At 73.1% G+C, this 18,347-nt stretch carries 19 protein-coding genes; 7 read left to right on the top strand and 12 right to left on the bottom strand.

Annotation, left to right across the window (positions count from 1 at the left end):
- Window positions 1-16: 16 nt before the first annotated feature.
- From rho to ABKA17_RS20090, 3 genes are all read right to left on the bottom strand, one after another.
- Window positions 17-1,156 (bottom strand): transcription termination factor Rho, encoded by a 1,140-nt coding sequence (gene rho / locus ABKA17_RS20100; protein ID WP_353693480.1) that lies wholly within the window; start codon window positions 1,154-1,156, stop codon window positions 17-19.
- A 244-nt stretch (window positions 1,157-1,400) separates the two neighbouring features.
- On the bottom strand, window positions 1,401-2,228 hold the full coding sequence (locus ABKA17_RS20095) for a class I SAM-dependent methyltransferase (RefSeq protein ID WP_353693479.1): 828 nt from the start codon (window positions 2,226-2,228) through the stop codon (window positions 1,401-1,403).
- 155 nt (window positions 2,229-2,383) lie between these two features.
- The gene (locus ABKA17_RS20090) at window positions 2,384-2,785 is read right to left on the bottom strand and encodes a nuclear transport factor 2 family protein (protein ID WP_353693478.1); all 402 of its coding nucleotides are present in this window, start codon (window positions 2,783-2,785) and stop codon (window positions 2,384-2,386) included.
- Window positions 2,786-2,882: 97 nt separating this feature from the next.
- On the opposite strand from ABKA17_RS20090, the gene ABKA17_RS20085 reads away from it, so the two are divergent.
- A complete protein-coding gene (locus ABKA17_RS20085; RefSeq protein ID WP_353693477.1) occupies window positions 2,883-3,608 on the top strand; it encodes a class I SAM-dependent methyltransferase in 726 nt (241 codons plus the stop codon).
- Window positions 3,609-3,664: 56 nt separating this feature from the next.
- On the opposite strand, the gene ABKA17_RS20080 is transcribed toward ABKA17_RS20085, so the two are convergent.
- The gene (locus ABKA17_RS20080; protein WP_353693476.1) at window positions 3,665-5,743 is read right to left on the bottom strand and encodes an ATP-binding protein; all 2,079 of its coding nucleotides are present in this window, start codon (window positions 5,741-5,743) and stop codon (window positions 3,665-3,667) included.
- Window positions 5,744-5,849: 106 nt separating this feature from the next.
- Between ABKA17_RS20080 and ABKA17_RS20075 the strand changes: the two genes are divergently transcribed.
- The gene (locus ABKA17_RS20075) at window positions 5,850-6,731 is read left to right on the top strand and encodes an MEDS domain-containing protein (RefSeq protein WP_353693475.1); all 882 of its coding nucleotides are present in this window, start codon (window positions 5,850-5,852) and stop codon (window positions 6,729-6,731) included.
- Window positions 6,728-7,699 carry an anti-sigma factor RsbA family regulatory protein gene (locus ABKA17_RS20070; protein WP_353693474.1) on the top strand — a complete coding sequence of 324 codons (972 nt, stop codon included), beginning with the start codon at window positions 6,728-6,730 and terminating at the stop codon, window positions 7,697-7,699. The genes ABKA17_RS20075 and ABKA17_RS20070 overlap by 4 nt, the downstream gene beginning before the upstream one ends.
- On the opposite strand, the gene ABKA17_RS20065 is transcribed toward ABKA17_RS20070, so the two are convergent.
- The 3 genes from ABKA17_RS20065 to ABKA17_RS20055 form a co-directional block, all read right to left on the bottom strand.
- Complete coding sequence (locus ABKA17_RS20065) at window positions 7,599-8,387, bottom strand: GntR family transcriptional regulator (protein WP_353693473.1); 789 nt, start codon at window positions 8,385-8,387, stop codon at window positions 7,599-7,601. The two genes, ABKA17_RS20070 and ABKA17_RS20065, sit on opposite strands and share 101 nt — an antisense overlap.
- A 121-nt stretch (window positions 8,388-8,508) precedes the next feature.
- Entirely contained in the window at window positions 8,509-9,675 is a 1,167-nt protein-coding gene (locus ABKA17_RS20060; RefSeq protein WP_353693472.1) for a serine hydrolase domain-containing protein, read from the bottom strand.
- 99 nt (window positions 9,676-9,774) lie between these two features.
- Complete coding sequence (locus tag ABKA17_RS20055; protein ID WP_353693471.1) at window positions 9,775-10,743, bottom strand: acetylxylan esterase; 969 nt, start codon at window positions 10,741-10,743, stop codon at window positions 9,775-9,777.
- A 103-nt stretch (window positions 10,744-10,846) separates the two neighbouring features.
- Here ABKA17_RS20055 and ABKA17_RS20050 point away from each other — a divergent pair, with 103 nt between their 5' ends.
- A complete protein-coding gene (locus ABKA17_RS20050) occupies window positions 10,847-12,205 on the top strand; it encodes an 8-oxoguanine deaminase (RefSeq protein WP_353693470.1) in 1,359 nt (452 codons plus the stop codon).
- Between the two features lie 12 nt (window positions 12,206-12,217).
- Here ABKA17_RS20050 and ABKA17_RS20045 read toward each other — a convergent pair whose 3' ends face one another.
- The 3 genes from ABKA17_RS20045 to ABKA17_RS20035 form a co-directional block, all read right to left on the bottom strand.
- On the bottom strand, window positions 12,218-12,805 hold the full coding sequence (locus ABKA17_RS20045; RefSeq protein ID WP_353693469.1) for an Rv1733c family protein: 588 nt from the start codon (window positions 12,803-12,805) through the stop codon (window positions 12,218-12,220).
- A 222-nt stretch (window positions 12,806-13,027) separates the two neighbouring features.
- Entirely contained in the window at window positions 13,028-13,798 is a 771-nt protein-coding gene (locus ABKA17_RS20040) for a ferredoxin reductase (RefSeq protein WP_353693468.1), read from the bottom strand.
- The gene (locus tag ABKA17_RS20035; RefSeq protein WP_353693467.1) at window positions 13,791-14,396 is read right to left on the bottom strand and encodes a sulfite oxidase-like oxidoreductase; all 606 of its coding nucleotides are present in this window, start codon (window positions 14,394-14,396) and stop codon (window positions 13,791-13,793) included. Before ABKA17_RS20035 ends, ABKA17_RS20040 begins: the two co-directional genes overlap by 8 nt.
- 154 nt (window positions 14,397-14,550) lie before the next feature.
- Between ABKA17_RS20035 and ABKA17_RS20030 the strand changes: the two genes are divergently transcribed.
- Together ABKA17_RS20030 and ABKA17_RS20025 are read left to right on the top strand one after the other, a co-directional pair.
- Window positions 14,551-15,468 carry an NADP-dependent oxidoreductase gene (locus tag ABKA17_RS20030; RefSeq protein ID WP_353693466.1) on the top strand — a complete coding sequence of 306 codons (918 nt, stop codon included), beginning with the start codon at window positions 14,551-14,553 and terminating at the stop codon, window positions 15,466-15,468.
- Window positions 15,465-16,217, top strand: a complete 753-nt coding sequence (locus tag ABKA17_RS20025; protein ID WP_353693465.1) for a GNAT family N-acetyltransferase — start codon at window positions 15,465-15,467, stop codon at window positions 16,215-16,217. Before ABKA17_RS20030 ends, ABKA17_RS20025 begins: the two co-directional genes overlap by 4 nt.
- 6 nt (window positions 16,218-16,223) lie before the next feature.
- Here ABKA17_RS20025 and ABKA17_RS20020 read toward each other — a convergent pair whose 3' ends face one another.
- Window positions 16,224-16,658, bottom strand: a complete 435-nt coding sequence (locus tag ABKA17_RS20020; RefSeq protein WP_353693464.1) for a MarR family winged helix-turn-helix transcriptional regulator — start codon at window positions 16,656-16,658, stop codon at window positions 16,224-16,226.
- A 114-nt stretch (window positions 16,659-16,772) separates the two neighbouring features.
- On the opposite strand from ABKA17_RS20020, the gene ABKA17_RS20015 reads away from it, so the two are divergent.
- A complete protein-coding gene (locus ABKA17_RS20015) occupies window positions 16,773-17,564 on the top strand; it encodes a putative protein N(5)-glutamine methyltransferase (protein WP_353693463.1) in 792 nt (263 codons plus the stop codon).
- Here ABKA17_RS20015 and ABKA17_RS20010 read toward each other — a convergent pair.
- Entirely contained in the window at window positions 17,554-18,255 is a 702-nt protein-coding gene (locus ABKA17_RS20010; RefSeq protein WP_353693462.1) for a hypothetical protein, read from the bottom strand. The two genes, ABKA17_RS20015 and ABKA17_RS20010, sit on opposite strands and share 11 nt — an antisense overlap.
- Window positions 18,256-18,347 lie beyond the last annotated feature (92 nt).

Here is an 18,347-nt window from a genome sequence, read left to right as displayed (position 1 = left end):
CCGGACGGGGGAGTGCTCAGCCCGTGGGCAGCGTGGGCTGGATGCGGCGCAGGAAGGTCGCGTTGTCCGGGGTCTCGCGCATGCGCTCCAGGAGCGTTTCCAGGTTGGCCTGGCCGTCACGGCTCTGCAGGGCCCGGCGCAGACCGTGCGTGGTCGTCAACTCGGCCGGGGGCAGCAGGAGTTCCTCGCGACGGGTGCCGGAGGGGTTGATGGCGACGGCCGGGAAGACACGGCGCGCGGCGAGCTCACGGTCGAGCCGGAGCTCCATGTTGCCGGTGCTCTTGAGCTCCTCGAAGAAGAAGTCGTCGGCACGGGAGCCGGTCTCCACCAGCGCGGTGGCGAGGATGGTGAGCGAGCCGCCCTCCTCGGCCGACCGGGCGGCGCCGAAGAACCGCTTCGGGCCGATGAGCGCGGTCGCGTCGACACCGCCGCTGAGGGTGCGGCCACCGGCGGCGGCCGCGTTGTTGTGGGCCCGGCACAGCCGGGTCAGGGAGTCGAGCAGGATCACGACGTCCTCGCCGGCCTCGACGAGCCGCTTGGCCCGTTCGATCACCAGCTCGGCGAGCGCGATGTGCTGCTTGGGCGTGCGGTCGAACGTGGAGGCGTACACCTCGCCGCGCACCGAGCGCCGCATGTCGGTGACTTCCTCGGGGCGCTCGTCGAGCAGCACGACCATCAGCCGGCACTCGGGGTGGTTGCCGGCGACGGCGGCCGCGATCTGCTGGAGGAGGACCGTCTTGCCGGTCTTGGGCGGGGCGACGATGAGGCCGCGCTGGCCCTTTCCGACGGGGGTGATCAGGTCGGCGACCCGGCCGGTCAGACCGGACGCCGGGTGTTCGAGACGGATCCGCTCGCTCGGGTGGAGCGGGGTCAGGTCGCGGAAGTGGCGGCGGCCGCGCAGCTCCTCGGGGGAACGGCCGTTGACCCGGGCGACCTCGGTGAGGGCGCGCTGGGTGCCGCGTACGCCGTCGACGGCGTCTCCCTTGCGCAGACCGTGCTTGCGGATCAGTGCGGGGGAGACCTGGAGGTCGGACGGCAGCGGCAGCAGGCTCTCGGTGCGCAGGTGGCCCTTTCCGTTCGCGTCGATGTCGAGGAAGCCGGTGGCGGCGCGGACCGGGAGCTGCTGCTGGACAGAGGGTTCGAGTGTGGTGGTCATGGTGGGTGTGTCCTTTCGAGGACGGAAGGCATGGGACATGCGGAAGGAAGGGGGTTGCCGCGCACATCGGGAAGGCGGTCGAAGCGCCTTCGGGCGGCGGAGAACAGCACCTCGGGTACGGCGAACCGCGGTCGCGAGGTGGTGCTGAGAAGCCGGTCGATCAACCGGCGAATTGAAGGAGAAACCAGCACCGGCGCCCTCGACGGGGCGTACACAAGTGCTGTCAGGACCGTATCACGGTGGTTCAGCGGGTGGCGAGGACTCCGTAGAGCAGCGGGATCCGGGGCTCGGGCAGACGCCACCAGCCGGACTCCGTGCGCACCATGCGCGACCAGCGCGGCCAGGGCAGCTCGTCGCTCTCCGTGAGGCGCCGGATCGTCAGTCCCGCACCCACCAACGCGTTGATGACCTCGCTTGTTCCGTGCATCCACTCGTAACTGTCCGTGGCACCCTCGACGGCCGGGCCGTCGGTGTAGGTGTGGGTGGCGTCCCGGTGCACAGGGCCGCCGCCGCCCAGGTAGTCGTGGCGCAGGAGGAGTTCGGGTCCCTCACCCGGAGCGGGCTTCGGGCCCAGCGAGTTGAGCAGCGGGTGGAACTCGACGAGGGACAACCGGCCGCCGGGGCACAGGAGTCGGGCGACCGTGTCGGCCCACCGGTCCAGGTCCGGGAGGTAGCACAGCGCGCCCTTCCCGGTGTAGACGACGTCGAACTGCCGCCCGCCGAGCGCCTCCACGGCGTCGTAGACGTTGGCCCTGACGTACTCGACGGCCACGTCCGCCCGCGCGGCGATGTCGGTCGCGGCCGCCACGGAGGCCTCCGAGAAGTCGAGCCCGACGGCCCGGGCCCCGCGCCGGGCGAGCGCGAGCGTCTCCGTGCCGAGGTGGCACTGGAGGTGGAGCACATTGCGGCCGGCGAGGTCACCCAGATCTGCCCACTCGAAGGCCGCGAACCAGCGCTCGGGGTCGAGATCCCCGTCGAGGCCGTAGAACCGGCTGGCGAGATGGACGGGGGTGCGGGCGTCCCAGTTCGCCTGGTTGGCCCGCATGAACCGCGCGTGCTCGTCGGTGGTCATGAGGCCATCCAACCGCAACAGCCGTACTGCGGTTCGGCCGCGCCCTGAAGGGGCGCGGGGCGGTGTCGACGTGCGGCTGCCGCCGCGTGGGCGCGACCGGCCACGTCGGTGCCGCAGACGATCGACGGCGCGTCGCCGCACCTCCAGCGGAGCGCCTAGTCGGCGTTGCTCGCCGCCGCCTCCTTCGCGATCCGGTCGAACTGGGCGCCCATGGCCTCCGCGAGGGCCTGGGCGCCCGACAACGGCCGCACCATGACCGTGAGTTCGTCGATGAGGCCGTTCTCGTCGAGGTGGATGAAGTCGCAGCCCGTCAGCGCGCGGTCGCCCACCCGGGCCGAGAAGACCAGGGCGTGGTCGCGGCCGTCGGCGCCGGCGAGCTCACGCTCGTACCGGAAGTCCTCGAATACCCGGGAGACGCCCCGAAGGATCGCCGCCGTGATCGCCTTGCCGGGGTACGGCTTGAAGACGACCGGGCTGGTGAAGACGACGTCCTCCGCCAGCAGGGCCTCGACCGCGTCGAAGTCCCACGCCTCGACGGCCTCGCGGAAAGCTCGCATCCGACCTCACCTCATAGTCAATTAGTTGAATAATCGTGGCCTACGGTATGCCTCGGCCCGCGGCGTGTCCATGGGGGCGCTCGCCTAAGCTGACGCGATGTTCAGCCCAGAAGGCCCGAGCCTGCGTGAACTCGCCGTCCAGGCTCTGTCGTCCGTGGAACGCGGCTACGACCTCCTCGCCCCCAAGTTCGACCACACGCCCTTCCGGACCCCGGACTCCGTGCTCGACTCCGTCGAGGCGGCGCTGGCGCGGATGGGACCCTTCTCCGCCGGGCTCGACCTGTGCTGCGGGACGGGGGCGGGGGTCGACGTGCTCGCGCGGCTGTGCCGGGAGCGGGTCGTCGGGGTCGACTTCAGCGCCGGGATGCTCGAGGTCGCGCGACGGCAGGTGGGGCCTGCCGGGGCGCGGGCCGACTGGGTCCGTGCGGATGCCCGGGCGCTCCCCTTCGGGCCCGCCTTCGACCTGGTCGTCAGCTTCGGGGCCTTCGGGCACTTCCTGCCGGGCGAGCTGCCCGGACTGTTCGGGCAGGTCCGTTCCGTGCTGCGACCGGGGGGCCGTTTCGCCTTCCCCGTGATCGCGCCGCCTCGCCCGGGATCGCTCGGCTACTGGATGCTGCTGGGCTTCGACACGGTGATGCGGGTCCGCAACGCGGTGTGGCGGCCGCCCTTCGTCATGTACTACCGGGCGTTCCGGCTCGCCGACGTGCGCCGGGAGCTCGAGCGTGCCGGGTTCGGCGTGGACCTCGTGGCGCTGCCCGAGTTCGGGCGCCGGCGCGACGGCAGTCCACGCGTCCGGATGGTGGTGGCGACGCTGCCGAGCTGATCGGGGCGCTCCTCGGTTCGGCCGGAGGCTTGCCGGCCGTTCGCACCGCCCCGCGCTCAGACGTCGTCCCCCGCACCACCCCCGTCGCCCAACGCCAGTCCGATCGCCGCCTCCGACCCCAACTCCCCGCCCTCGCGCACCGCTTCGGTGAACCGGGCGTCGCCCAGGGACGCTCGCAGCCGGCGCTCGTACTCCCGGTGGAAGACGGTGGTGTCCGGTCGGCCCAGCTGCGGCAGCCCGGCCGTACGCCACAGACGCCTGCTGATGCCCAGGAGGCGGGCGGCGAGTTCGTCCTCGCCGCGGGACGCCTGCGCGGCGACCAGCAGGTCCGCTACGGCGGCCGCGCCGAGCCGGTCGTGCACCCGCCACTTCGCGGTCAGCGCCTCGCGGGCCGGACGCAGGGCCTCGTCCGGACGGCCCAGCCCGATCCCGGCGAGCGAGACGAAGAAGTCGCCCCACGCCCGCATCCACAGCTCGCCCCGCTCGGCGCAGTCCCGGCGCAGTCGTTCGGCGACCGAGGCGCAGCGCTCGAACGCGGCCTGCCCGGCCAGGAGATACGCCTGGAGGGCGAGGGTCATCAGCTGGAAGAACTCGGCGCCACCGTCACCCGCCGGAGCATGCCCACTGCTCCCGTACAGCACCGCCGAGCGCGCCGACTCACCCCGTACGGCGAGGCTCGCCCCGGTCAACGGCAGCGCGGGGACCGGCAGATGACGTTCCGCGGCCAGCCAGACATACGCGGAGCTCACCGACTCGGCGGCCTCCAGATCATCCGGTACGACGGTCACCAGCCGGTGCGCCCACACGGCGAGGGTGTGCTCGGGGCCGCCACCCTCGGGGGCGTGGCGCAGCGCCTGTTCCAGATAGCCACGGCCCTCCTCCGCGACACCGCAGGCGAACCAGAAGTACCAGAGGCTGCCGGTGAGTTCGAGCGCGGTCTCCGGTTCGGGCGCCGCCAGACACTCCTCGATCGCCAGCCGGAGATTGGCGTGTTCCGCGGACAGCCGCTCGGCCCACATCCGCTGGCCGGGGCCCAGCCACTCGGCCTCGCCCTGGCGGGCGATCCACCGGAAGTAGTCCCGGTGGCGCCGCCGGACCGCCGCCTCCTCGCCGAGCCCGGCGAGCCACTCCGCGCCGAACGAGCGCACGGTGTCGAGCATCCGGTACCGTCCCGCCGGCCCCTCCCCGTCCCGCGTGACGATGGACTTCTCGGTGAGCGAGACCAGCAGCGCGAGCACGTCCTCGGCGCTCAACGGCCCGCCGTGGCAGACGAACTCGGCCGCCTCCACGTCCCAGCCGCCGGCGAACACCGACAGCCGGGCCCACAGCAGCCGTTCCAGCGGGGTGCACAGCTCGTGGCTCCAGCCGATGGCCGTGCGCAGGGTCTGGTGGCGGGCTAGGCGCGGCCGGGCGGACGACACCAGCAGGTCGAAACGGGAGCCCAGCCCCTCCAGCAGCCGGTCGAGGGGGAGACCGCGCAGTCGTACGGCGGCGAGTTCGAGGGCCAGCGGTATCCCGTCCAGGCGGGCGCAGATCGCCGCCACGGCGGCCCGGTTGGCCTCGGTGAGCGTGAACGACGGCACGGCTGCCGAGGCCCGGGCCGTGAACAGGGCCACCGCGTCGTCGCGTTCACCCAACGGCAGCGGGGCCACCGTCAGGAGATGCTCGCCCGGGACGCCCAGCGCCTGCCGGCTGGTCGCCAGCACCCGCAACTCCGGTATGTGGGCGAGGAGATCCTGTACGAGGCGTGCGCATTCGTCCAGGACGTGCTCACAGGTGTCGAGGACGAGCAGCGGCGGCGGCCCGGCGAGGTGCTCGTGCAGGGCCTCCAGAAGGGGCCGCAGTGTCTGCTCGGTCAGCCGGGTCGCCTGGGCCACCGTGTTCGTCAGGAGGTCGGGGTTGCGGAGCTCCGACAGCTCCACCAGCCAGGTCCCGCCGCGGAAGGCCGACTTCGCGACATGCGCGGCGCGCAGCGCGAGCCGAGACTTGCCGACGCCGCCCGGTCCCGTCAGCGTCACGAGTCGCGCGGTTCCCAACAGCCCCGCTATCTCGGCGAGTTCGAGCCTGCGGCCGATGAACTCGTTCGCCTCGGGGGGCAGGTTGCCGGTTCTGCCGCCGTGCACAGAGGCCGCCATCGTCCCCCCTCACCGCAACCCGACGGTAGGTCACCCTAACCCCTCACGGGAGGCCCGGTTCCGGCGTAACTTGGAAGCGGTCCCGCCCCGTCGAGGGAGGCGCGCGATGGCCGTCCTACCCGCTGTGAGGACCGTGGGCCAGATGCGCCACGGCGACCATCTGCTCCTCGGCTACGACACCGACGAGGAGCGCGAGACCGTCCTCGCCGCGTTCCTGCTCGACGGCCTGGCCAGCGGCCATCGCGGGTTGCTGCTGCCGCCCGCCGACATGCCCGCCGGCGTCGCCCTTTCCTTCCTGGAGTCGCACGGCTGCCGGGTCGACGAGGAGCTCGCGGCCGGCCGGCTGTGCGTCGACGCCCATCTCGCCGCTCCCGAGGGCCTGTGGGACCTGGACGAGGTGATCCGCCGCGAGACGCGCCGCGCGGTCGGCGACGGCTTCCTGGGGCTGCGGGTGTGCGCGGAGATCCTGCGCGCGCTGGCCGGGAAGGGACTCAAGACGCTGCACGACAGCGAGCTCCTCCTCGACCCGGTGTTCGCGGCGCTGCCCGTGCTCGGCATCTGCCAGTACGACAGCCGGGTCTTCGACGAGACCGAACTGGCCCCGCTCGCCGGGCTCCACCACGGCCGGGTGGGCGCCGACGAGGTGTGGCGCGACGACCTGCTCTCCATCACCCGCACCTTCGCACCCCCCGGCCTCGCCCTCGCCGGCGAGGTGGACGACTCCAACGTCACCGCCGTCGCCCGCGCCCTGCGCGCCGAACGGGCCCGCCCCGCGAGCGGCGCCCGCATCCGGCTCGACCTGCGCGAACTGCACTTCGTCGACGTCGGCGCCCTGCGTCTGCTGGTCTTCTCCGCCCTCGCCCTGTCCGCCGTCGGAGGCACCCTCGTGCTGTCGGGAGTCGCCCCGCACATCCGGCGGGTGATGCGGGTGGCCGGTTGGGACCGGGTCCCCGGTCTGCTCTTCGAACCCGACGGAGGTGCGCCGTGATCCGCGCCGGCTTCGTCCACCAGGCGCTCCGCTACGGCTCCGACGCCGCGTTCCTCGCCGCCACGGCCGATTTCGTCACCGACGGCCTGGACGCCGGCGACCCCGTCCTCGCCGTACTGACCGCGCACAACATCGCCCTGCTGGAGGAGGCGCTCGGCGACCGCTCCGGCGCGGTCGAGTTCGTCGAGGCCCGCGACTGGTACGACTACCCCTCCCGCACCCTGGGCCGCTACCACGCCTACTGCGACCGGCACGGCCCCGACCGGCGCGTGCGGATCATCGGCGAGCCCCTCTGGGCGGGCCGCGGAGCTTTCGAGACCCGGGAGTGGATGCGCTACGAGTCCCTCCTGAACGTCGCCTTCGCCGACTCGGCGCACTGGATCCTCTGCCCCTACGACACCCGGACGCTGCCCGCCGACATCGTGCGCACCGCGGCCCGCACCCACCCCGAACTCACCGACGGGGCCGCCGACTTCACCGACCCCGCCGACTTCTACGCGGAGTGCGACGCACTGCGCCCCCGCTCTCTGCCGGCCTGTCCGGACGACATCCCGTTCGCCCGCGGGGGCTCGGCCGCCGTGCGGCAGGGCCTCGCGGTGTACGCCCGCCGCGCCGGCCTGCCGGAACAGCGGACGTACGACCTGGTGGCGGCGGTGCACGAGACCGTGGTCAACGCCCTGCGCTACGGCGGCGGTCGAGGCGTGGTGCGGCTGCGCGGCGACGGCGAGTACGTGATCTGCGAGGTCAGGGACGAGGGCGCGCACACCTCCGTGCCCCGCCCGCCCTTCCCCGGGCATCTGCCGCCGTCCGGTCCGGCGGCCCCGGGCGGTCACGGGATGTGGCTCGTACGGCAGTTGACCGACCTGGTCACCGAGGACCTGGATCCGTCGGGCTCGGTCGTGCAGCTGTACTTCCGTCGGCCGGAAGGTCGGCCGTCAGATCGGCCGGGAGATCGGCTGGGAGGGTGAACTCGTAGACCAGCGCCTCCTGTCGGGCGTCCAGCACGAGGTCGGTGATCTCCAGCGGCCGGGCGTACTGGTCGTGCACCCGGCGGGTGACCCGGACCGAGGGGGTGTCGGCGAGCGGGGTGATCGAGTCGCGGTGGTGCAGGGTCAGGCCCGCCCTGCGCATCCAGTCGTAGGCCCGCCGCAGCTGCGCCGACGCGCGGCCGTCGGCCCGTTCCCGGTACCTGGCCAGCTCCTCGACCTCGGCGAGCGCCACGGCGGAGAAGGAGGTGACGGCCGTGCGGCGGTCCGACTCGTACCGGTGCACCAGGGTCGGCCGGTGCGGGGCGAGCCCCAGGGCCTTCGCGTGCTCCGGCGGGGGAGCCTCCCAGGCCACGGTCGTCCGGTCGGCCGCCTCCGGGCCCGCGGAGTCGGCGCCCACCGGGAAGGCGAGCGTGGAGGGGGCCTCGACCGGTGTCGCGGGCAGGGCGGCATGGGTGCCCCGGCGGTCGGTGGCGACCAGACCGCCGCGGCGCAGCACCTGGAGCGCCTGCCGGACGGTCTCCCTGCTGACCCCGAAGTGCTCGGCCAACTTCCGCTCACCCGGCAGCCGTTCGCCGGGTGCCAGGGTGCCGTCGCGCAGTTCGCCGAGCAACTCCGTGGCGATCCTCCAGTACAGGGGTGGGTCCTGGTGCGGGGTGGTGCGGGCCATGCCGCGCCTCCTGTCGGTGACGTGCCGTAGCCGTGCGGCCTCGGTGCGCCACCAGGTCTAGCATTGGTCTAAACCACAGGGGAAGGGTGGCCCGCCGGATCGGCCGAAACCGTCCCACCCCTCACAGGGCGCGGTAGACGGCGTCCACCAGCGCCATCTTCCGTGGATCGTCGGCGATGTGCGGCCCCATGCGGTTCATGACGTACCCGAGCGACACCCCCGCCTCGGGGTCGGCCAGCCCGCAGGAACCGCCGAAGCCGTCATGGCCGAAAGCGCGCGGATTCGGTCCGTACGACCCGTTCGCACCGCTCAGCCACAACCCCAGCCCGATCTCGGTCTCGCTCTCGAAGCCCGCGCCCAGCACCAGGTCCCGGCAGCGGCCCTGTCCCTCGCGCACCCGCTCGGCGGCCTCGGGCGACAGGACGCGCCGGCCGTCGAAAGTGCCCCGGCCCGCGAAGACGCCGTACAGCCGGGCCACCGCCCGCGCGGTGCCGTGGCCGTTCGCGGCGGGAATCTCGGCGGACCGCCACCCCGGCGTGTTGGCCTCGGCGGCGCCCGTCAAGGGGTTGGCCAGCGCGGCCAGCGCCAGGGGCGCCAACTGGCTGAAGATCGCGGCCTGTTCACTGTCCGTCGCGGTCGTCGGGTGGACCAGCTCGGCCGCGCGGCCGTGCTCCTTCTCCGGAAGCCCGATCGTGAAGTCGATGCCGAGCGGCCCGGTCACCTCCCGCTCCAGGAAGGCCCCCGGCAGCAGCCCCGACACCCGCCGCACCACCTCTCCGACCAGGAACCCGTACGTCAGCGCGTGATACCCGGACCGCGACCCCGGCTCCCACCAGGGCTCCGTCGCGGCCAGCCGCCGGGTCGTCACCTCCCAGTCGTAGAGCTGCTCCAGCGAGTGCGGTTCCCGCAGCCCGGACAGTCCCGCCCGGTGTGAGAGCAGATGCCGTACGAGGACCTTCTCCTTGCCCGCCGCGGCGAACTCGGGCCAGTACGTGGCCACCGGGGCGTCGAGGTCCAGCAGGCCCCGGTCGGCGAGGATGTGCGCGCACAGGGCGACCGGGCCCTTCGAGGTCGACCAGACGTTGACCAGCGTGTCCCGCTCCCACGCCCGGGTGCGGGCCGCGTCGGCCCACCCGCCCCACAGGTCCACCACGGTCTGCCCGTCCACCGTGACGGCGACCGCCGCACCCAGCTCTCCCCGCTCCCGAAAGCCTTCCTCGAACGCGGCACGCACCGCCGCGAACCGCTCGTCACAGTGCCCCTGAACGCGGGCTTCGTGCTCGGCCATGGACCGCCTCCGTCGTACGCCGGAAACCCGGACCGCGACACTGCGGCCCGGGTCCGATGAACGTACCGACTGGTCGGACTGGAGGGAAGACCCGGTTCCTCAGGCGTACGAGCGCAGCCAGCGCAGCTTCAGCGCCTCCTGGTAAGGCCCGCCGCCCTCGTGGTCGTTGAAGTCGTAGACCTCGATCTGCTTGTCGTCATGGGACCAGGCGTTGAACGCCGCGAAGACCGTCGAGGGCGGGCAGGTCTGGTCCTCCAGGGCCGCGGAGAAGAGGGCCGGGGCGCGGCCGCGGGCGGCGAAGTGGACGCCGTCGAAGTACGACAGGGTGCGCAGGGCGTCCTCGGTGCGGCCGCGGTGGGTCTTGAGGAACAGGCCGATCTCCCGGTACGGGTGACGGTCCGTCAGCTTGGCGGCGCGCGGGTAGTCGCACAGGAACGGCACGTCCGGGGCGATCGCGACCAGGTCGGGGACCAGACCGCCTACGGCGATCGTGATGCCGCCGCCCTGGCTGGTGCCGATCGCGACCGTGCGGGAGGCGTCGGTCGCCGGGTGCGAGCGGGCCGCCTCGACGGCGCGCACCGCGTCCGTGAACACCCGGCGGTAGTAGTAGTTCTCGGGTGCGTCGATGCCACGTGTCATGAAACCGGGGAAGGCGGGCCCGCCGCCCACGGGGTCCGCCGTGCCGCCACCGCCGCCCCACGCGCTGCCCTGGCCGCGCGTGTCCATCACGAAGTGCGCCCGGCCCGTCGAGGCCCACAGCAGGTGCTCGTGCGGCAGCCCACGCCCGCCGCCGTACCCGACGAACTCCACGACCAGCGGCACCGGTTCGGTGGCCCCGGCGGGCAGCGTCAGCCAGCCCTTCACCGGGTGCCCGCCGTACCCGGCGAACGTCACGTCGTACACCTCGACCGTCGTCAGACCCGTGTCGACCGGCTCGAAACGGGCGTCCAGGTCGTGCTCGTGGGCCTCCTCGAGGGTCTTGGTCCAGAACGCGTCGAAGTCCTCGGGCTCGATGGACGCGCTGCGGTACTCCTGGAGCTCGTCGAGGGGGAGGTCGAACAGGGCCATGTAGGACCGCCTTTGAAGAAGGACACTGCGGATGATCACACCGTACGTGTGACGTCCGACGACTCGCCAGGTCTTTGGCCGGCCGGCTGTCTACGATGGCGCCATGACGTCAGCCGTGGATCTGCTGGTCAAGGACGCCGGACTGCTGGTCGTGGACGGGGACCGGGAGATCCCCGGCGGCTGGGTGGCCGTCGCGAATGGTCGGGTCACAGCCGTGGGCACGCCAGGAACCGAACCGGAGGCCACGCGAACCGTCCCCGCCGCCGGACGGCTCGTCACCCCGGGCCTGGTCAACACGCACCATCACATCTACCAGAACCTCACCCGCTCCTACGCGCCCGCCGTCAACGGCTCCCTCTTCGACTGGCTGACCACGCTCTACCCCCTGTGGGCCGCCCTCGACGAGGAGGCCGCGTACGTCTCGGCGTACGTGGGCATGGCCGAACTGCTCATGGGCGGCTGCACCACGTCCTCGGACCATCTCTACGTCCACCCGCGCCCCCAGCTCGTCGACGCCGAGATCCGCGCCGCCCGCGACATCGGCTTCCGCTTCCACGCGACCCGCGGCTCGATGACCCGGTCCGTCGAGGACGGCGGACTGCCGCCCAGGAGCGTCACCCAGACCACGGACGAGGTGCTCGCCGACAGCGAGCGGCTCATCAAGGCCCACCACGATCCGGCGCCGGGCGCCCTGATCCGCGTCGCGCTCGCGCCCTGCTCGCCGTTCTCGGTGACCAAGGACGTCATGACGGCCACGGCCGAACTCGCCGAGCGCCACGACGTACGCCTGCACATCCATCTCGCCGAGGACCATGACGAGGACACCTACTGCCTGGAGACGTACGGCTGCCGGCCCGTGGAGTACTTCGAGGACTGCGGCTGGATGAGCGACCGCACCTGGGTCGCCCACTGCATCTACCCCGACGACGACGAACTCGGGCGGCTCGCCGCCGCGGGCGTCGGGGTGGCGCACTGCCCCAGCTCCAACATGCTGATCGGCGGCGGCACGGCCCGGGTGCGGGAGATGCGCGAGCTGGGCCTGCCCGTGGGCATCGGCTGTGACGGCTCCGCCTCCACGGACCACGCCTCCCTGTGGATGGAGACACGCAACGCCCTGCTGCTGGGCCGCTATCGCGGCGGCCCCGGTGCGATGACCGCGCGGGACGCCCTCGACATGGCCACCTGCGGCTCGGCCCGCTGTCTCGGCCGCGACGAGGAGATCGGCCATCTCCGCCCCGGCGCCTGCGCCGACCTCGTCGTCTGGGACCTCCACGAGGTCGCCCTCGCGGGCGCCCTCAGCGACCCCGTGGAGGCGTGGTTGCGCTGCGGACCGGCGCGGGCCTGGACGACGATGGTCGGCGGCCGGGTGCTCGTCGACGGGGGCGAGCCCGTGCTGCCGGGTCTGGCCGACGCGTTGCGGGACCACGGGCGGATCGCCCGGCGGATGCAGAACATCCCGTAGTCACGGCCGGCCTCACGCCCACCTGCGCCTGGTCCACACCGGCTCCGTGCGGGTCCACTCCTCCTCCCACTCCGCCAGCCGGTGGCGGGTGGCCACATGGCCTGCGACGGAACGGCCGAGGAGGATCAGGGCGACCGCGCCGCCGGTGCCGCAGACGCCCATGGTGACGGTGTACTGCCAGACGGACAGAGCGTCCGGTGGTGGCGCGACGTTGCGGCCCCGGGAGTCGAACCACACCTCGACGCTGTCACCGTGCCGAGTGCCGGCGGGGACCCGGGCCGTCGCGGTCCTGGTCTCCTGGCTCGGCTCCGTCCAGCGGACCGTCGTGCGGTAGCCGTGCGTCCGTCCGCTCTGCGCGGCCGGCACCCGGTCGGGCTCCGCACCGACGACCTCCGCACGCACACTGTGCCGGTCGGCACGCTGGGCCGTCGCGGTCGCCTCCGCCTCGGAGTGCGCCCACCGCGCCGCGACCGTTCCGGCGAGCGGGGCGCCCACGAGCAGCAGAACGGCGACGAACAGTGCCGCCCACGCCTCGACGACGTCGGACCGGCGCCGCAACGGGTTCTCCCGCCAGCGCCAGCCGCGCACCCGGGTTCGCATCACGACCTCCTCGCCGTCTCCGGAGCGGAGGGCGGGACGGCCCTGCCGGGGTCGGTCCGCCTCCCTCAGCACCAGGCACATGCGCGAGTGCCCACATGAGTCTGATACCCCGTCCGCCGCACCTCGTTCACCACGGCCCGACGCGGCGTGTGCCACGGGGCCGCCGGGGAGGGGTGCCCGGGCAGGACGCGCCGAAACGCGGGCCGGGTCGCGGCGGCCGCGTCAGCCGAACCGCTCGATCCGGATCCGGTCCACCGGCTGCCCCGCCTCGACCAGCAGCCGCGACGCGTGCTCCGCGAAGGCGTTGGACCCGCACACATAGGCCTCCCACCCACCGGGTGGCTGCTCGGCCAGGAGCGGCGCCACATGTGCGGCGGTCATACGGCCCACCGGCACACCGTCCGGCGCCGTCCGCGTGAAGACGGGAGTCGTCTCGGCGCCGAGCTCGGCCGCGTAGATGAGCTCCTCGGGGCCGCGCGCCGACACCAGCATCCGCAGCGGCACGGCGAGAGCCCGCGCCCGGTGGTGCCGGACCATAGACATCAGCGGTACGACCCCGGAACCGGCGCCGATCAGCAGTGCGGGCCGGTCACCGGGCCAGGCGAAGAAGCCGCTCAGCGGGCCGCGCACCTCGACCTCGTCACCGAGCTCGGCGACGGTGTGGAACCAGCTGGACACCTCACCGCCCTCGACATGGTCCAGGGTCAGTTCGATGTGCCCCGGCTCGTCGGGCGCGGAGGCGATCGAGTAGTGGCGCTGGGCCACATACCCGTCCTCGGCGGTCAGCCGCAGCATCAGGTGCTGCCCGGGCAGATGCCCCGCCCAGGCGGGCACCGCGAACCGGAAGGTGGACACGTACGGGGTCTCGCGGCGGATCTCGGTGAGCGTGGCGGTCTGCCACACCGCGGCGGCCCGGTTGCTGACGGCGATCCGCCCGGGCACGGCGAACCGTGTCGGGGGAGTGAAGGCGGGGGAGAGGGACGTCTCAGTCACCGGAGTACCGCTGCTCCTCCCACGGGTTGCCCCGCGCGTGATAGCCGTTCTGCTCCCAGAACCCCGGCTCGTCGTGGTCGAGCAGCCTGAGGCCCGCGACCCACTTGGCGCTCTTCCAGAAGTACAGATGCGGCACCAGCAGCCGCGCCGGGCCCCCGTGCTCCGGGGACAGCGGCTTCCCGTCGAACTCCCAGGCGATCCACGCCCTGCCACCGGTCACGTCGGACAGGGGCAGGTTCGTGGTGTACCCGGTGTGCGAGTAGGCGACGACATGGGTGGCGGACCCATGGGGCCGGACCACATCCAGGAAGGCGTCCAGGGACACGCCCCCGAACCGCACCCCGAACTTCGACCAGCTCGTCACACAGTGGATGTCACCCTCGTAGACCGAACCCGGCAGCGCGTGCGCCTCGTCCCAGTCCCAGGTGTGCGGTGCCTCGACCAGCCCGTCCACCCGGAAGGTCCAGTCGGCCGGCGACAGCTCCGGGGTGACCTCCGCGGACAGCACGGGCCAGTCGTCGCCCGCGTCGTACTGGCCGGGTGGCAGCCCGGCGTCGGGGACGCGCGGGCGTCCGGTGAAGCCTCGGGTGACGTTCATGGTCCAACCGTACGCTGTCCTCTCCGGTGCTCCGTCCCTGGTCAGGACGGCGATCATTGCGGCCGTATGAACACTCCGCCGGCCCGGGAATAGCCGGCCGCTGATCTTCCTTGCCGACTGATGCCCGGCGCGAGCGAAGGAGAGTGGGACAGCGATGCCCAAGGCATACGTGTTCACGCGGTACGGCGGTCCGGAGACGGAGGCGCTGATCGAGGTCGACCGGCCCCGTCCCGGACCCGGTGAGGTGCTGATCGCGGTCCGCGCGGCCGGGGTGAACCCGGTCGACTGGAAGCAGCGCACCGGCTACCGCCGTCCCGGCGAGACCGACACACGTGACTTCCCCGCCTTCTTCGGCAACGAGGTCTCCGGTGTCGTCGAGGAGCTCGGCGAGGGCGTGGCGGACTTCGCCGTCGGGGAGGCGGTCTTCGGCCGTCCCGTCGTCGGCGGGTACTCCGAGTACGCGCTGCTCTCGGTGGACCTGATCGCCCGCAAGCCCGCCGGCCTGTCCTTCGCCGACGCGGCGACCCTGCCCGTCGCGGCGGTGACCGCGTACGACGGCATCCGGCAGCTGGACCTGCCCGCCGGAGCGACCCTGCTGGTCACCGGTGCGGGCGGTGGGGTCGGGGTCGCGGCCGTACAGATCGCCCGGGCCTTCGGCCTCAAGGTCGTCGGGGTCGCGAGCGAGGGGAAGCGGGACTTCCTGGAGTCCCTCGGCGCGGTGCACGTCGCCTCGGGGCCGGGCTGGGTCGAGCGGGCGCGGGCAGCCGCCCCGGACGGGGTCTACGACCTGGTGGGCGGTGAGGTCCTCGCCGAGGCGGCGACCCTGCTGGACGACCGGACGAGGCTGATCACCGCCGGGGCACCGGCCGAGGTCGTCGAGCGGCTGGGCGGCGCGCGGGTCACCCGGTTCCGCACCTCGGAACGCCTCGACGCGGTCGCGCGACTGGTCGTAGACGGCGCCCTGGACCCGCAGGTGACGCGGACCTTCCCGCTGGAGCGCGCCGGTGAGGCGCTGCGCACGGTCGAGGAAGGGCACACCCGCGGCAAGATCGTGATCGAGGTCGCCGGATGAGCTCCCAGACACCCCGTTCCGACGCGCTCGGGACCGATGACTCCCACGTCCTGGACCGTCCCGCCCTCGCCTCGCTGACCGGTCCGCACGCCCACTTCGCCGAGTGGCGCGGCCGCATCGTGCGCTACCCCGTCGACGTCTCGCCCTGGCTGGCGCTCCCCGCCGAACTGGACGCCGACGACTGGGCCGACCTCGCGGTCCTCGCCGGGCCCGGGGGCGAGGTCCCGCTGCTGGGATATCGCGGGGAGGTGCCGGACGGCTGGGAGTTCACGTTCCGTGTGGACGGCGTACAGCTCGTCGACGACGGGGCGCCCGCCGCACCCGAGCCGGAAGCGGTCCGCCTCGGCCCCGCCGACGTGCCCGAGATGCTCGACCTGGTCGCCCGCACCCAGCCCGGCCCCTTCCTGCCGCGCACCATCGAGATGGGGAGCTATCTGGGCATCCGCAGGGAGGGCGCCCTCGTCGCCATGGCGGGGGAGCGGCTCCGGCCGCCGGGGTGGACGGAGATCAGCGCGGTCTGCACCGACCCCGCCTTCCGGGGCCAGGGACTGGGGACGCGGCTGATCCTCGCCGTCGCGCACGGCATCAGAGAGCGGGGCGACACGCCGTTCCTGCACACCGGGGCCGGGAACACCGGCGCCATCCGGCTCTACGAGTCCCTGGGATTCCGGCTCCGCCGCACCACCGCGTTCTCCGCGGCCCGGGCGCCCCGGTCGCGCGTGGACGGGGGCGCGGTGGCCGTCGCCTAGGCCGGGTCAGCTCTCGTGCGGGGCCGGCCAGGCGTTGTACCGCACGAGGTACCCGGCGAACCGTTGGAGATCCTCCTCCGGCCAGTCCGCGAGCCGCTCCCGGAAGGCGGCCCGGCGGCTCTCGGTGACCTGGGCGAGGATCTGCCTCCCGGCATCCGTCAGATGCAGCACCTGGACGCGGTGGTCCTCCGGGTCCAGGCGCCGCTCGATCAGCGCGGCGCGCTCCAGGGCGGTCACCTGGCGGCTCACGGTCGACTTGTCGAGGGCGTAGTGCGCGGCGAGGTCGGTGGCACGGCAGCCGTCGCGCTCCTCCAGGTGCCCGAGCAGCGTGTAGGAGACGAGCGACAGCTCGGGGTGCATACGGCCCGCCGACGCGCGGGCCCGCCGGGCGAAGGCGGTCATCTCGCGCTGGATGGTCTCGACGGCCTCGGTCGCGTCCACGGGACCTCCTCCACAGCTCTGGTTGCAGAGTACAACTTGAACTGCGGGGGCACTCTTCCGAGGCGAATAAATGGGGGCCGTCCACCAGGACCGCTCGGGTAGGTTGCTGCTCCTATGCCTTCCCTCTCTTCTTCCGCCTCCCCGTACGACTCCGTCGTGACGGCACTGCGCGCCGCGGGCTGCGTCTTCGCCGAGGACGAGGCGCGGCTGCTCCTCGACGCCGCCCCCGGCCCGGACGAACTCGCCGCGATGGTGGACCGTCGCGCCACCGGTGTCCCGCTCGAACTCGTCGTCGGCTGGGCCGAGTTCCGTGGGCTGCGGATCGCCGTGGAGCCCGGCGTCTTCGTGCCCCGCCGCCGCACCGAGTTCCTGGTCGAACAGGCCCTGGCCCAGGTCCCGGACGCCACGGTCGTGGTGGACCTGTGCTGCGGCTCGGGCGCCGTGGGCGCGGCCCTCGCCGACGCGCTCCCGGGCGCCGAACTGGTCGCCGCCGACATCGACCCGGCCGCGGTGCGCTGCGCGAGCCGGAACGTGGCTCCCTTCGGCGGTCAGGCCCACGCGGGCGACCTCTACGCGGCACTGCCCGGGCGACTGCGTGGCCGGATCGGCATCCTCGCCGCCAACGTCCCGTACGTACCCTCCGACGAGGTCGCGCTCCTGCCCGCCGAGGCGCGTGAGCACGAACCGCTGGTCGCGCTGGACGGCGGCGGCGACGGTCTGGACGTGCTGCGCAGGGTCGTCGCCGAGGCACCCGACTGGCTGGCCCCCGGCGGCTGTCTGTTCGTCGAGACGAGCGAACGTCAGGCGCCCACGGCCGTGGAGACCTTCGCCCGCGGCGGACTGGCGGCGCGCGTGGTCGTCTCCGAGGAGTGGTACGCCAACGTCGTGATCGGCGTCAGGTCGTAGCGCCGCTGCCGGACGGGCTCGGCTCGGTCCGGTCGCGGTGGCCGTGGCCCGGGAGCCGGTCGCGCCAGTCGTCCGGGAGTTTGCCGCGCCGGTTCTCCGGGCCCTTGAGCTCCCAGGTGCCGGCGATGACATGGGTGGCCGTCCGGGTGCCGCCGTCGGCACGGGTACCGGCCAGGTAGACCGTCTCGCCCTGCTTCAGGCCGTCGGCGCCGGAGTCGTTGCCGCCCTCACGCAGCACGGTGGTGTCCGAGCCGACGGTCCATGTCCAGGCCGCCCCGTCCTCGCTCCTGACGGTCACCTGGTCGCCGTCCACCTTCTCGGCGGTGCCCCGCTGCCACACCCGCACGACCCACTTGCCGGTGTCCCGGTCCTTGACGGTCATCTCTCCGTGCACGGCCTCGCCGCCGACGCCGAACCACCGGCCCGGCCCGTGGTGCTTGCCCGGCCCGTCCGGGGAGGGCGACGCCGACCCGGAGGCGGAGGGTGTCGCGCCGCCGTCCGAGCCCGACGAGGTGGCCGCGTAGGCGACCGCCGTGCCGCCGAGGGTCAGGACGGCGATCGCGGCCGTCGCGGTCAACGCCCGTGCGCGGACGGACCGGCGCTGCCAGCGCTCTCGTAGCGGAGTGTCCTCGCCCGGCCCGACGAGCACCTCGGCCGGCGTCGTCGCTTCGTGTTCCGGATCCTGCGTCATGGCTCGCTCCCACCCGGCATCCCCATGCCATGTCCTGCTGAGATTGTGGTGGGCGGACGATAAGAAACGGGTAACGGGTTCCTGTGAATCCG

It is taken from the genome of Streptomyces sp. RG80, from assembly GCF_040446465.1.
GTDB lineage: Bacteria > Actinomycetota > Actinomycetes > Streptomycetales > Streptomycetaceae > Streptomyces.
Note: the sequence above shows the minus strand (reverse complement) of the source record. Positions and strands in the feature narration are given on the sequence as shown.